The organism is Pseudomonas sp. GM49, from assembly GCF_000282355.1.
Classification (GTDB): Bacteria; Pseudomonadota; Gammaproteobacteria; order Pseudomonadales; family Pseudomonadaceae; genus Aquipseudomonas.
Genome location: NZ_AKJL01000091.1, coordinates 15,831 through 30,211 on the forward strand (window position 1 = coordinate 15,831; position 14,381 = coordinate 30,211).

General features: G+C 52.4%; 9 protein-coding genes and 1 pseudogene. 3 read left to right on the forward strand and 7 right to left on the reverse strand.

Annotated features, from left to right (window positions below; genetic code table 11):
• Nucleotides 1-1,125 precede the first annotated feature (1,125 nt).
• On the forward strand, nucleotides 1,126-1,506 hold the full coding sequence (locus PMI29_RS20515) for a hypothetical protein (protein WP_007996120.1): 381 nt from the start codon (nucleotides 1,126-1,128) through the stop codon (nucleotides 1,504-1,506).
• Between the two features lie 121 nt (nucleotides 1,507-1,627).
• Nucleotides 1,628-2,926, forward strand: a complete 1,299-nt coding sequence (locus PMI29_RS20510) for a tyrosine-type recombinase/integrase (RefSeq protein WP_033052189.1) — start codon at nucleotides 1,628-1,630, stop codon at nucleotides 2,924-2,926.
• 218 nt (nucleotides 2,927-3,144) lie between these two features.
• On the opposite strand, the pseudogene PMI29_RS20505 reads toward PMI29_RS20510, so the two are convergent.
• The 3 genes and pseudogenes from PMI29_RS20505 to PMI29_RS20500 all read right to left on the reverse strand — a co-directional run.
• Nucleotides 3,145-3,355 (reverse strand): annotated as a pseudogene (locus PMI29_RS20505) (LysR family transcriptional regulator); the annotation flags it as partial.
• 127 nt (nucleotides 3,356-3,482) lie between these two features.
• Nucleotides 3,483-5,837 carry an nSTAND1 domain-containing NTPase gene (locus tag PMI29_RS30590; protein ID WP_157221357.1) on the reverse strand — a complete coding sequence of 785 codons (2,355 nt, stop codon included), beginning with the start codon at nucleotides 5,835-5,837 and terminating at the stop codon, nucleotides 3,483-3,485.
• Entirely contained in the window at nucleotides 5,834-6,727 is an 894-nt protein-coding gene (locus tag PMI29_RS20500) for a molecular chaperone Tir (RefSeq protein ID WP_338010186.1), read from the reverse strand. Before PMI29_RS20500 ends, PMI29_RS30590 begins: the two co-directional genes overlap by 4 nt.
• A 786-nt stretch (nucleotides 6,728-7,513) precedes the next feature.
• Between PMI29_RS20500 and PMI29_RS30595 the strand changes: the two genes are divergently transcribed.
• Nucleotides 7,514-9,787 (forward strand): toll/interleukin-1 receptor domain-containing protein, encoded by a 2,274-nt coding sequence (locus PMI29_RS30595; protein WP_007996127.1) that lies wholly within the window; start codon nucleotides 7,514-7,516, stop codon nucleotides 9,785-9,787.
• Nucleotides 9,788-10,074: 287 nt separating this feature from the next.
• On the opposite strand, the gene PMI29_RS20495 is transcribed toward PMI29_RS30595, so the two are convergent.
• Genes PMI29_RS20495 through PMI29_RS20480 form a run of 4 tightly spaced genes read right to left on the reverse strand, consistent with a single transcriptional unit; the run spans nucleotide 10,075 to nucleotide 14,348 of the window.
• Nucleotides 10,075-11,727, reverse strand: coding sequence for a serine protease (locus tag PMI29_RS20495; protein WP_007996128.1), 1,653 nt, complete (start codon nucleotides 11,725-11,727; stop codon nucleotides 10,075-10,077).
• Entirely contained in the window at nucleotides 11,724-12,719 is a 996-nt protein-coding gene (locus PMI29_RS20490) for an esterase/lipase family protein (protein ID WP_007996130.1), read from the reverse strand. Before PMI29_RS20490 ends, PMI29_RS20495 begins: the two co-directional genes overlap by 4 nt.
• Nucleotides 12,720-12,736: 17 nt before the next feature.
• On the reverse strand, nucleotides 12,737-13,366 hold the full coding sequence (locus PMI29_RS20485) for a hypothetical protein (RefSeq protein WP_162130674.1): 630 nt from the start codon (nucleotides 13,364-13,366) through the stop codon (nucleotides 12,737-12,739).
• Between the two features lie 58 nt (nucleotides 13,367-13,424).
• A complete protein-coding gene (locus tag PMI29_RS20480) occupies nucleotides 13,425-14,348 on the reverse strand; it encodes a hypothetical protein (RefSeq protein WP_007996132.1) in 924 nt (307 codons plus the stop codon).
• Nucleotides 14,349-14,381 lie beyond the last annotated feature (33 nt).

A 14,381-nucleotide genomic window follows, 5' to 3' on the forward strand; every position in this document is an offset into this window, starting at 1 on the left:
AACGTGTGCATCGCCAAACCGTCAGCGTCTGCATGCACAAAGCAATGGGCGTTTGTTTTTCCGAGTGTGGCAGCCTTGAAATCTACACACCAACTCCACGCTGAATGCTTCAGATTTCACGCAGCGACGCGTTTGCAGGTGGACCTGTGACGTAAGCAAAGCCGTAAACGAACAAGCGCTCCCCAAAAAGACACCTTAAATCAAACGAATAGGCGATTTCGCATGCGGTGTGCGATCACGCCAATCGAAGGCAAAGTTTTTGAATTCGCTGTGCATGACGTAAAATCATGCATTACAACGCCGGAATAGGCCGCGCCAGAGCCTGTAGCGCTTAGATGTGTACCGATCAGGTGCTCCGCGAGTAAAACCGTGAACGAGAGGCGAAAGGCTAGATTCACGCGATTACATCCCGTTTTTTCACACATTTACTTCTGAGAACTAGCGGGACGCATATTTAAGCGAGTAGACGTCGATGCTGGCTTGATCTCCAGCGCAAGTGTTTTTGCGTAACTGTCTGATTTTTTGGCTTTCCTCATATTTAGCTGTTTTTTCGCATATTTCAGAAATCTCGACAAAATCTGTCCTGTCACTGCCCGCAAGAAGCTATAGCAAGGTTCGCATAATGTATATTATGTTAAATCGTGTATTGAGGCAGCCCCCACAATGTGTCAGGATTTTTTATAGATTGGACGGAGTTTTTTAAATACGGACTGAGGCAATAGTACGCCGAAGGAAATTTTTAGATAAAACTGGAAGGAAACGGTTGTTAACCTGCTTCTGAGCGCTATCTATCAATTACTTCGCCCCCCCATACGGACTTCTATCTTGCTGCCGCCGTATCAGGAAATTATTTCGAAAGTGCCTCCGTATCAGGATGTTCCTTCTCAGATGCCGCGCAATCCGCCGTTTACTTCTGAAAACAATGAAACTATTGCTCTGATGCTCAGCAAAAGTACTGAGAAAAAATACTGCACACTCCCAATCAGAGCCGTTCCTGGAATCACCTTTTCCGTATACGCATGCATCTGGTGTTGACTGCCCTATGTCCAATGGCGGATCGTGTTTTTTTGCTCAATGGATCCTACTATGGTTGCGCATCGGGATACCGCCTTTCGGGAGCAGCAAATGCTCGAGCTCGCGAAGAAAGCCATCCTCGATAGTGGTGACTTTCTCTCTCTGGACCAAACTGCTCAGCGACTTGGCCTGCCCCCTACGACTCTGGATGAATGGGAAGCTGAGGGACAGATTTTTTCAATTGAGCACGCCGGCTGCTCATTGTTTCCAAAGTATGCCTTCCAGGACGCTGCTGGGCACGGGCCGGTACCTGATCTGAAGGTGATACTCGATGTATTGAGACCGAAAAAAGATGGATGGGGAATCGCATTTTGGTTTGCCTCTAGCAGCGGGTTCCTCGGCAATCATCGACCTCAGGAGATGCTTTGTTCCGATGCCGATAAGGTCTTTCTCGCGGCCACAGATGAGGTGTCAGGTATTACCCACGGATAGACAAGAGGGTTAAACACAGATGCAATATCCGATAACGCGCAGACCCGGATATTGCAGGTTGCTAGGGCGTTGCTTACCATCGCATCAAGCCGTTTCAATCTCTAACCTGGTAATCCCCCGCATGCCTGCGTATCCGATTCCTTTGTTTGACACCTACAATCGTTTTCGAGACCTGAATTTTAGTCGTGTGTCTGATGAACTACCTGTTGTCACTCAGTACCTTTTTTCCTTTCCGTCAGAGCTAAAGGCTCAAGATGGTTACCTCGCGGTTCGCGGATTCCTAAAGTCCTATTCAAATAACGAAGCTACGTTCAATTCATACCGGACGCATGTTGAGCGCCTTCTGCTGTGGTCTCTCCTGATAGCCAAAAAGCCGCTTCTAGAGCTCAGACGCCACGACTGTGAGCGTTTCCTGGAGTTTTGCTTACAGCCCCGACCTGAGTGGGTTGGTCCTGTCGTCAAATCGAGATTTACCCGGGTTGGAGGTCGTAAGGCTGCTGAAACTGACACCTACATCATCAACGACAAATGGCGCCCTTTTAACGTCAAGATCGATAAACAGATCCGCAAGGTTGCTGCGGAGAACAGTAGAGATGTAGATGACATAGCGTACAAAATGTCTGCTGGCTCGATGGGCCAGGTGTTTGCCGTTTGTGGCAGCTTTTTCCAGTACACCATTGACGAAGGCCTCACCACTGAAGCCAATCCAATTCGAGCCGTCAAACAAAAATCCAACTTTAAACAGCGCAACACGGTGATGAACTCTGGAAAAGCGCTCACTCCGCTCCAGTGGAATTATGTAATTGAAACCGCAGAGATCATGGCTCAGGAGGAACCTCGACATGAGCGGACCCTATTTATTGTGGCCACCCTCTTCTCTCTCTACCTCAGAATCTCTGATCTTGTCGGTCGGGACAACTGGACACCTACAATGGGTTCGTTCGAGTACGACGGTGAAAACTGGTGGTTCAACGTTGTCGGTAAGGGCAACAAGGCCGCGAAAATTAGCGTGCGAGACGAATACATTGAAGCCTACTTGAAGCGATATCGGATCACCCTCTCCCTTCCGCCGCTGCCGTCTCACAAGGAGAGTACTCCACTAGTCACAACGGTCAGAGGTCGTGCTGGTCTGTCAGATCGTTACATTCGTGCCCTTATTCAGATGGTGTTCGATAAATCACTTCAGCGCATGAAGGACGAGGGACAAACTGACTTAGAGATGGACAAGCTTCGGTCTGCATCCTTACATTGGTTGCGTCACACGGCGGCTACATTTGACGCACCATTTCGCGATATCAAAGATCTCCAAGCTGACCTACGCCACGAAAGTATGTCGACAACTCAGAACACCTATTACAACTCGCTGGATCAGAATCGTGCAAAGTCAGTTAAGAGGCTCGGGATCAAGGACAGGGGTTAGGATTTAGCTAGAACCGACAAGCCAGGCTCTGCTGTTCACTGCGTTAGGGCGGGCAGGAGGAGTGTTGCAGATGTAGCAGGGAACTCGGATCTAGTACGCCGACTTCCAACCTGCTTTGCCCCTTAGGATCTAAGGCAGATGAAGCCTTGCGTGAGCGATGAGCTGATCTAGAAACCGGCTTACCGTACTCTTTTGCTCTACCCCTTGACGGGTTATGCTATGCAGTTCCTCGCCAGCGGCCGTCAACGTGACACTACGAGTCGTACGGTTCAACAGACGTACGCCAAGCCTGGTTTCCAGGCCCTTGATTGCATGACTCAACGCCGATGCACTAATCCCCACCTCTTGGCCGGCACGACTAAAGCTTTGATGTCGAGCAATAGCCAGAAACAAAACGAAATCGGCAAGATTGGCGCGACTGACCTGCATGTTGTTTTTCCTGTTCGGTGATGAATGAGGGTCAAGCGGCGTATCGCGGAGGCATCGGCCTAGATATTATCTCGCATAGGACATCACATTGATGAGCATCGCTCAATCGGTAATACGGGAGCGGCCCCTATTCAAGCGAATGAGGCCTTTTGAGCCCTATTTTTCCCGGCGCGAACCACAGTTCGTAATGGCTGTCACGAATGCTCTCGCTACCACCGTAGCGTTCGCTTAAATCAACAAGTTGTACTGACGGTTCAACCAATAAATCATTGATTTTTTTGCGAAGCAGTTCGCCTGCCTCGCAATCAGCTGTTTTGAAGCAGCGAAGCTCATTCCTGCGGAGCGCAACGGTGACAAGCTCGATGCCGGGAACCATCACTTCTAAGTTATTAATCTGGAGCGAAGAAATGTCTTGGCGAAGTTCCTGGGCGTCACTACGTTGCTGCTCAGAGCTGATCTGAATGTACACTCGGGGGTTCGGTATTTTGGAATAGATTTGGGGAGGGGCAGCGATTGAGCGAGATCTGTCGAGGTTGCCAACCTCATTGCTAAGCTGAGTGTTTACTTTATCTAGTGTTTGTGCAAAATCCGACGTGGGGTTGGTGCTTTCTACTTCGACTTGAAGCTTTTCCAGCGATTTTTTTACTTCTTGCAATGACTGAGCAGATTGTTTGTTGTTCTGAGCCAACTCTTCAGTGCGTTCGCGAGCGGCATTGGCCAGCGAGAGTTGAATATCTGCTTCTGCGCGTTCTCTTTTAAATTTGAGAGATTCTTGCTTGGCATCAAACCACAGATAAGTTGCCCCAACGCTTAGTACAAAAATAACGGCAGAAAATATTTTTAAAATTCTATATTTAGTGCGCTGGGCACTCTCATGAACCTCTCGAAGCTGCAATTCCTCTTGCCTATCGCGCTGCGCTGTTCGCTCAGTCTCCTCTCGATCTCGCTCCGCTAATCGTAAAGCTTCTTCTCGATCACGTGCAGCCACCTGTAGGGCCACTTCTCGATCTCGCACCACTATGCTCGCCTTTAGCAGGTCCTGGACCCTGTCCCATTCACCCCCATAACGCCTCGCCCATTCGGCGTTTCGACGTAGCATCCAACGTTCACGTTCTCCAGTCGCGATGCTGCTCAATACATCACGATCATTCTTTTCGTAACTGTCTGCCTGCACCAACAACGCTCGCCAGACCAATCCTGTTCTGAACTCACGATTGACCCAGCCCTCCACGGGGGCCGATATTTTGGCCCAGCAGCGAATCAGCGCTTCATGGCTAACATCCACCAAGTCGTTCAGCTCAATCAGCTGGTTTCCATAGGGCCGCAGAAAGGACGTTCCTTCAGCACGAAAATGATCGATGACACCGCGGATGCTTCGTTCGTCGGACCCGGTCACCTTGATGAGCGTTTCTAATGTGCAAGGGCGCCGAATCGCCTGACCATCGGCGTTCATCCCCGTCAGCGCACGGAAAAGGTCTTCGACTACCCGGCTGCCAGGCAATAGATACTCGCCTTCGGCTTGTGCCTGCACGCTGTCAGCATGCGACGAAAGCAAGTGTGCTATACCGCCTTTTTCCAAGTAATGCTCTAGTTCCAGCGTCCAGGCCGGCCCCTTGGAGCATTGTTGGTTCTCCAGGAGGGGGCATGTTGTGCTCTGCTCACGGCAAAGCAACATCAACGCGTGCTGGATGAGTGGTAACTGGTCCTGGCTACCTTTTGAGTCCGCGACTAGCCGATCAGCCAACGCCGGGGAAATTTCGCCATCGAACAATTGTGCGGGCTCACAGATTGCACGCATCAAGTCTTCATGACTCATTCGCGGGAGTAGGTATTGCGTTGCGTTTACTGCTTCGGCAAATCCTTCGAAACGGGCGCAGGCACCTAGGAACTCTGAGCGCATCGTCAGAATCGCATAGAGCCCTTCAGGCTGACTCTCAAGCATTGATACCAGAAATTCGGTCAGCAAATGAGCTTCTTCCCGCCCATGACGATGTGCGTGTTCAAACAGCTCTTCGAATTGGTCAATGAGTATGCAGACACGATTGTTCTCGCTCGTGTTCAGCAACCTGGCGAGCTCAGCTGGACCGCTTCGTCCGTAATTGAGTACTCGCCTAATATCGATAATGTCTTGCTGGTGCTGATTATCATCAGAAAGCTCTGCCAACGCTTCCGCCAGATTCCAGAGCGGCGCCTCCTGCGGTGCGGCGATACATGTTCGCCAGCGCGCTCCACCAAAGGCGCTCTCATGCTCCAATCGCGGCAATACACCGGCGCGGATCAACGAACTTTTTCCGCAACCTGAATCTCCGTGAATGACCAAAACTTGCTGCTTGAGCAGTCGGGATACAATCGCGTCGGCCATTCGTTCGCGACCAAAAAAAATCGGCCATTCTGTTTTTTCAAATGGGCGCAGGCCTGGATAGGGTTTCCCAGGCAACGTGACAGCGAACGAGGTCTCGAGCTCGGTCATCGTGGTGCTCATGATCTTTGCTTCAGGGCGGAGCTTTTTGCGCTCAACCAATCCTTGATGCTGTCCGTCCACGACTCCTGCGTAGCGTCAAGCCAATCGGTTTGAAGGATGCGTGCTGTCGCTTTGCGTATGGGGGTTGCTATGTCGCTACCGACCGTATCGAGCAGGCCGCAAGGGAGCAGCCGATTGCTGTGAGCACGAGCGGAGTGACGATCATGTTTGCCGACTATCACCAAGTCTGCGTCGAGCGCGTGACTATCGTGAGTGCCAATGATCAGCATGGCGTCACAGGCTGACATAAGTTCAATTCGCTGCGCGCGAATTTGTTCAGGATCGCGTGCATTCTGCTGAAGATTTAGCTGCCCCGGGCTAACTCCGAAGCCAGCACTTGTAAGAGCAAGAGCCACCTTATCCCAAGTATCGTTATGCTCGGGCCTGCCATGCAGGTATATCATTGGGCCGATGTCCTCTCCTGCGAGCTTGCTTATTTCCGCTTTGAGCCTAGCACGCTCGTTGGCCCGCTTTTTGAGTGCATCCAGTTTCGGATTAATGTTCGAGACGATTTCAATAATTGCCTTTTTAAAGTCACTACCGAATGCCGGGATATCCACCCATCCCAAGGGCCTCTCCTCTCCAGAAATTGGAGCATGGAAGTGAAACCCAACCAGAGGGTGATCACGCTCGTCGGTAAGCAACTTGGGCCAAACATCGTTTTTAGTTGGCCAGATACGAACTACAGCTATTCGTTCCTCACAAGTCAATGCCAGGTCAGTTTGATGTTCGTGCCACCACTGACGCTCGTCTGAGCACCAGGACGATTTAAGGTAATCCGGTGACATGAGGATCACTAGTAATGCGGTGTGGTTCAGCTTTTCACGCAACTGCTGGGTGAGAGGTGCCATGGGGTCAACACCGCACCCCGGGCGATGATCGCCGTCACGAAAAATTTGGAGTAGCTCTCGAACTCCTGGTTGTGTTCGCAGCTCTTGTTCCAGCTCCTGTGCAAAAGCAGCCGACCAAGGCTGTAGATGGCCGACTCCATGCCCTCTGTCATACCCGTGGCTGTAGCTTATGAACAGATCATGTGTGAAAGGCTCACCAACGTAGGACATAACGATGCATCCTGAGTACAAAGTCAGTCAGGGGTCTACTTCATTGCCGCTCATCAGAATAAGTGATGCCTTGTTACTCCCACAAACAAGGCCCAAGGCTTTCTCTTCTGTCATATCAAATGACGGTAGCAAAGTGCCAGAAAAATGCACGAAAGAAGGCGAATGTCTTAGGCGTTCCGTCGGATAGTGGTTTGATCATGAGGGGCTCTTACCTACTGCAACGATGGACCGGTAAGCAGGTCATGTGAACCGGTAAAGTTGATGCATGCACGCCCAACGGTCGTAAGCATACAAAGATTAAGGTTTGAGTTTTCAGACGCCGGCCTGCGTGGCCTCTTTAGGCGTCCAGATCAATTTGTACAGGCGATCACCATGCTGTGCAGGCAAAAAGCCGATAGATGCGATCGAAATGTTTTGATCAATCGATCAGCGTTATTTCATCGCTGTATGGCTTCGCTCACTCCCCCCCTCCTCGACCACGCATTCGTTTGTCTTCACCCATGCATCGCTATTTCGGGAATCGGCTAGCCTAGCTGTAAGTCGGTTGTGTAATAGCTCATCGGTGAGTCAGTGAAAATGAAACACGATATCTTTTCCAAAAAGAAAGAGATGGCTGCAACGCACTACGTTGCGTTTCTTTCTTACGCCCATGTGGACGAGGCGATCGCCGGGTGGCTACACAAGCGTCTTGAGTCTTACGTGGTACCTGCTTCGCTAGTTGGCCGTGAAGGACGTCATGGCCCGATCGGCAAGCGTTTGGGTCGAGTCTTCCGTGACCGCACCGACCTGCCCGCTTCGGGTAGTCTGGCGCGAGAGATTTGCAATGCGCTGGAAGTAGCCGATTTTTTGATCGTTCTCTGCTCGCCAAACAGTGCGGGCAGCTCTCACGTGATGGAAGAGATTCGTTTTTTTAAAGCACTTGGCAAATCGCATCGCATTCTGGCCGGCATCGTCGCCGGAGAGCCCTATGCGACCACCAAGTCCGGAGGGGTACCTGAAGCGGAGTGCTTTCCCAATGCTCTCTTGAATCGAGTGAATACAGAAGGAGTCATCTCAAGTACTGCGGAAGCAACGGAACCTCTTGCCGCTGACTTCCGTGAAGGTAAGGACGGTCGCGAAGCTGCGGTCATGAAACTGATCGCTGGCCTGCTGGGTTTGAACCTCGACGAACTGATTCAGCGGGAGAAGCAAGCTGAGCGAAATCGACGCCTTCGCGCCAATACCATCGCGGCTGTCATGACATTTCTTGCCTTGGGGGCATTTGCGGCAGGTGGGGCTGCGATATGGCAAAGCTACAAAGCAGAAGAACAACGACAGCTCGCTGTGGCGCGCAGTCTTTCGGTCATGGCACAAGCACTTGCTAAAGAGGATGGGGCCGCCCAACGAGACGTGTTGGCCGCTTTAGTGGTCGAAGCGATCAAGCGCCTCCCCCCTGCAGAGGGGACTTCGCTCGCGGCGATAATGGCAGTGCGCCTGGGAGAAGATATCGCGCTCGATACCGAGCGTGGAGAAGATCTCGAGGTGCGATTCATTCCAGGCAAGGACGAGATTGCGGCAACCGGTTTCGCGATGGGCCTTTTTCTATTGAGCATGCCTGACGTTAAGGTTCGAAAAGTTGAGTCAATTCAACTTGGATCGACGGACTCAGGTGCGCCATTGTCGAATTTTGGTCCTATCGATCCCCGTGGTCGCTATCTCGTGGTGGAGTCTCACGCAGGCACCAGCTATGTTGTCGATACAGATCTGTTGGCGGTTCATGCGATACCCGCTGAAAGCTGGTCGAGTCGCTTCAGCGACGATTCCGCATTTGTTGGCTCGGTAACATCTGATGGGTACCGGAGCAGGTTTGCAAGGTTTCTGCTTCCGGGCCTCGAGCAGGACGGCTTTGTCATTGGTGAAGGCGGCATCTACGACCTGCAGTACTTCGATGCGAACATTGCAATGTTCTTTAGTGAGGGGCGTCCACTGATCGTTCGCTCGGCCGCGAAGCAGCAAGCGTTCGCCGGAGATGGGAAATGGCATATCAAGGCCGTCGCGAGTGACGGTCAGAAGATCTATTTGGCCATGGAGGACGGAGACATGGGGATACCTTTGCCTCCCCCCCTGGAGGATGACGGTACAGGTTCTTTGTCCTCGCAAAATTCCAAGGCAACAGTCGCTTCCAGTGAGGAAAAACATCAGGGAGAGGCCACCAGATTCACTCGGCCTCAGGGTGAGGCTGCTGGGATTTATCGGTTGAACTGGGAGAGTAATGCGCTGGAGTCGGTCCTTGAAATTCCAGCACCGCTTAGTGTGCAGCGTTCAAGTGACAAGGCGCGGTTACTGATTCGGGCCAAGGACCGTGTCTGCTGGCGTCAGCTTGGAGCAGGCGACTTTACTTGCGTGCCTCTGCAAGACGCGGATGAACAATGCAGTTCTGTGGATTGCATTGCTCTCGCATCTAATAATCGCTGGCTTGCGGCTCAGATCAAATCAGGGTGGCAGCTCGTCGATATGCAGGGAATGGATAGGTGGTCGATCGCACAAGAGAGCCCCAAAGCTGCCCTGTTTTCGCCTACTTCGCGGATAGCCCTTTTGCTAGGGGATAACGATCTCGTCCTGATCGATCTTGAAAGTCATGAAGTTGTCGCTCGATTGCCCAGAACCATCGATACGCAGCGTGTCGCGCTGAATGACAAAGGGAATCTTCTGGCATTCGGCGGTGCTGGAAGTGTTCGTGTGGCGCGATTGGAGCCCAATGCTTTAATGGCACAACTCTGCAAGCAGCCTGGCCGCAACCTGGACGAGGTGCAATGGAAAAGCTATCTCGGTGATTTGGCGTGGAGCCCAAGCTGTGAAGGATGGAAGTGAGCGTTCTGTCTGCGACGCCTGGCAGTCGTCGCACCAAAATGAAAAATGGAAAGCAATCAACCAGCCGCTGTTGGTTCATGGTGGTTAGACAATCGACCAGGGTATGCAATTGCTTGCTTTTGTCCGTCATGTTTCAAGAAGTACACTTCAGCAATCGCTCATGAGCAAGCAATCAAACCGTCAAGGGTCATTGCGGTGAATTTCCAGCGGCCTTCGAGATGAGCGCCGCTGATCAGTGGACTGAATTTCACCCCGTGCCTACCTATCGCATGCCCTCCCCTTGCGAGTCAGTGTTTGTACGGGACTCCTCTCCAGCCGCTAAATATCGAATGCAGCGTGATCCCTTCGTTCGCTTCATAAAGCCCTTCTCCGGAAAGGCGTGGACAGGTCTGTGATCCGGCATGATGCACAGCAATGACCTCCCAGTACTTGTTAAACACTGGGCTGCCGGAGCTGCCCGGGTCAGTGGGGGTACGGTAGTGCATGAGGCGATCGTGCGCACAAACGTCGAGCAGGACGCTGTCTTGCAGCGAAAATTGCATTTCCCCCGCCCGAGGGTGGCCCACGACAAATGCTTTGACTTTGGGAGACGGCAAGGGAATTTTGTCTGCTACGCAAAGGCCTTGTGCTCCGATTGGTGTTCGGTCCAAGCGGCAGATCGTTACATCCAGCATGCCTGGCGCTTGGGTCACGTTACCGAGTTGACCAGGCTCTGAACTGAATAGTACTTCCTGCACGCGACAAGGGGGCATTCCGCTGTCGGCCTCCACTTCAAAGGTAACCCGTGCGTCTGCGCAGAAAATGGCCTTTGGTACGGTGTCGCTGATCACATGGGCATTCGTAATGAACAGCAGGCCTTCTACTCCAAAAAACGAGCCCTGAATCAGAAAGCCTGTCCCCAGGCGTACGCCCTCTTTATTTGTTACACACCCAATATTCGGAATCAGTGTGAGCATCGTGCGAATGTCGTCGACAGTGAATGCTTTTTCACCGGAGAAATTTTTTTCCAGTTCTTCGGGATTCTGCTGCAGTCGCCTTAAATGGTGAACGTCCGCGGACCAACGACGTTGCGTGTGCAGCACGTGGCGTTCGAAGATCCGAGCGAGACGCCCTTCGCATGTCGATTCTTCGAGCGGTGACCCGCCCCAGACTTCCCGCAACTGACGGGAGTAGCTTTCCGTTTCGAACGGACCGCATTTTGGGTGGAACAAAAAACGGTATAGCCAGAGCTCGGCCGACTCGTTCCATCCCGCTGCTGGTTGAAGTCGATGGAGCGCTAAATTTGCCTCGGACGCAGTCGCCAATGCCCATGGATCTGAGGGCTTACTTCGAACGGTCGTCGTCGCCAGATTTAGTACATCATGCGCGAGATCGATCAAGTCGTGGATCGGCTGAGGAATCTGTTCGTGAAGGCGTACGCGTAGCGCCAATACGTTACCGCCCAAAAAGAAACTTGGCGCTATTTGCCATTGTTTTTCGTAACAGTCGATCGACGCTACCAGCTGGTTCATATCGTTCGTCAGCACAAAGCGTTGCTTTCGGATCCGGCCTCGCAAAGCAAAAAAATCGGTTTCCTGCGCCTTGAACTCCAGGTCATTTGGACAAGCAGTGCGCATCTGATCCATTTCATCCAGAAGCTCGTCGGCTCGCTCTAGCGCACCGAGTTCGACCATTGCTTGCGCGAGCAATCGTTGAATGATGGGGTCGCAACCTCGAGTATCATGCCAAGCGTTGCCTATCTCATGGACATGTTCGAATTGGCGGTGTTTACGCAGTACGTCCATGGCCTCACGGATGTCTTTATGCGGCACCGGGTTGCCAGCGTGGGCGAGCTCATCTGCAAGCAGATGAACCGCACCGGCGAGCAGTGGCACAGACGCCTCGGGGTATTCACCCCGTACCAGCGCCTGGGCTAATTGTTGCTCGGTTTGAGTGATCATTTAAGTTTCAGCTCGAGTGCCTGCGCCAGTAGCGCACGAAAATGTTTGCCGGCAAAATAGTGCGTAATGGTATGGCGCCAGCTGCCCCAGTTGCTTTCTCGCACATCCTCCACCTTGCGATCTTTATATGGAGCGTAATCGTTCATCCTGGGGTCTGCGCCACAAACCGGATCAAGCGGGTCATAGACATTGATCCAGCGAGGGAGCTCTGGTGGGAAATCGACGTGTCTGGTGACATCCACCGAAAGTTGTTCCTGTACCTCGGTGATGCCAAGCGGCGATCCGAGCGTGAACAAGACTTCAACCGGTGGGCAATCTTCGCGATTGCGTATGACATCGTACGCGATCATCGTCCCCATGCTGTGCGTTACCAGGACGACCTTCTCTGCTTCTTGCTTGGCTTGTTTGATCTTGGCAATCAATCGATCCTGCAACTCCTGGCGTACCTGGAATTTCACACCATCCGAGGGGCGCACGTACTCTTTTTTGAACAAGTAGTAATAAGCCTCCATGGCCGCCTTCTTGATTACGGCCTCCTTCACCCGCTTGGGTAACCACGACGCGATCTCAAATTGTGCAGCCTCGTGTGCCGCTGGCAATGATTCGAGACCCGGCGGATCTTCTGGTGAAGGTGCTTCTCGCATCTTGCGCTCAAGCTCAGCGAGGAATTTTGCTTCTTCGGCGTTGGCAGGTACCGGAATTGCAAGCTCACCGGCGACCTGCTCGAAATTTTGTTCCTGGACAACAGCGTCGCTTTCGGATTCGTAATAGGAATCAAATTCTGTTTCGTAGCTGTCGCCGTAGAAAACGTCCGCGTAGTAATTGAAATAACGCTCCACACCTTGAACTTCAAGGTCGATACCTGGATTTTTACCATCGAACGGCGGCGGTGTATCAGAGCGTTCCAGCCCCCAGAGCCAGATCTCTTTGAGCTTTTCCTCTGGGGGTTTCTTCGCAAGCCCATGCACAAAGACGACAGCGTATTTTCTCATCACCTTTACTCCTTGCATCAATCCAGAAACAACGCCTGGGCAGCGCCACCAAAATCCCGGGGGGCCGGCCTGTCCGCTTTAACAGCCTTCAGCTCTGCTCGTGCATGATCCATGTCTGCCTTGTAGAAACGAACAGTCTTGCCATCCTTACGTCCCGCTTCAAGCTCGTCCCTGGCGATGCTGCCTCCGCCAATCCCTACCATCACATCGCTTGCGTTGACCATTGCCTGTGATGTGGGGGACAGACGTCCGTCAACTCGTTTACCGCCCCACGAGTCATCATCCACCACAAAGACACGCTCGCATTCAGGTGAAAATTTCACCCCCTCTTCGCGCGCGACGGATGAAACGATTCCTACCGTTCGAAAGCCCTTCATCGCGGCAAGCTGATAAACCATGCCGATGCCCTCGGCGGTAGCACCGGCGCACACGATGGTGTCCAATGGATCGAATTTTTCAAGCTCGGACAGGAGCGTTTTTCGCACTTGGTCCGTATTTTCGTATCCTGCACCCGAGAAGCCTAAAAACGTGACCACGCGCGTTTGGCCTTGAGATCGGATACCTTCAACCGCAGCCTTTGCATCCATAAACCCTCCTGTGCAAGCGAAGCACAATGCGTTATCAGAATAGATGATCGCTTTTTTCATTGGAAAAAATGTAACCATCGAACCGCAATGGCGACCTGGTTGATTCCGCTTGGGCAGGTCATGCGTGTCTCTGCCTCCCGTCGGGTTGAGATACCCGATCTCGGAGCACCTGCTTGATCGAAGGCACATCGCGCCCGAGTGTCTGTTGCGAAAAATGCCCCTTGCTGCCGTAGAATTGAATGACCGCGCCTTCTGGGTCATAGGGTGGAAGCAGTATTCCCAACGGCTTGAGGTGCACGCTGACGTTAACCCAGTTCAAAGCGTCGTTTTGCTCGAGCAGCTCCTGGTTTGATGAGGATGCCCAACGCGATCTCCCAGGCATACGAAGCAAGGTGCTGGGGGGCATCAAAAATGTGGTCTTGTCGAGCAAACCATGTTGGATGATCCATTCGATTTCAAACAAAGATCCTCTACCCACCCCGGGCACGACGACAATGGCGCTGGCCTTGTCAGACAGCTGAGCAAATTTCTTCTCCCACTCTTCGTCAGAGCTGTACAGCTTACCCGCCCCAACGGCGTCGCCTTCACGTCCAAGTCCAAGGAGTAAGCCCCAGGGTTTGCAGGCGTAAGCAATCAAGCTTTCCAGATCAACACCACCCCATTTTGTGGACAAACCATAAAAGCTGAAACGATCCGTCGTCGAAAAGGGCCTTAGATAAAGCGCAAATGGGGCGGTTAGCCCGGAATCAAAGATCTTGTGCGCTACCATATCCCGATGGATTTGCACGGCAGCCAGATCTATACGGTTCAGTACGGAGTGTGCGGGCCTGCTCGCGAATTGGGCCAACGCGAGAGCGAGGAAAGGCTCCCCAAAGCTCGTGCTTTTAAAATAGATCCAATACGCGCAGTACAGGTGGAGCACGCAGACAATGAGAGGTGCAAAGAACGGTGTGAGCGCCAGCATGTATCGAGATTTGTAGATCCAAAAACCCACGATGCCGAGCACGACCCACAGCGCCGCCAGGGCGCGCAATACCTCCATTCTCTCCGCTCCTGCTTGTTTGGATGCCCAGGT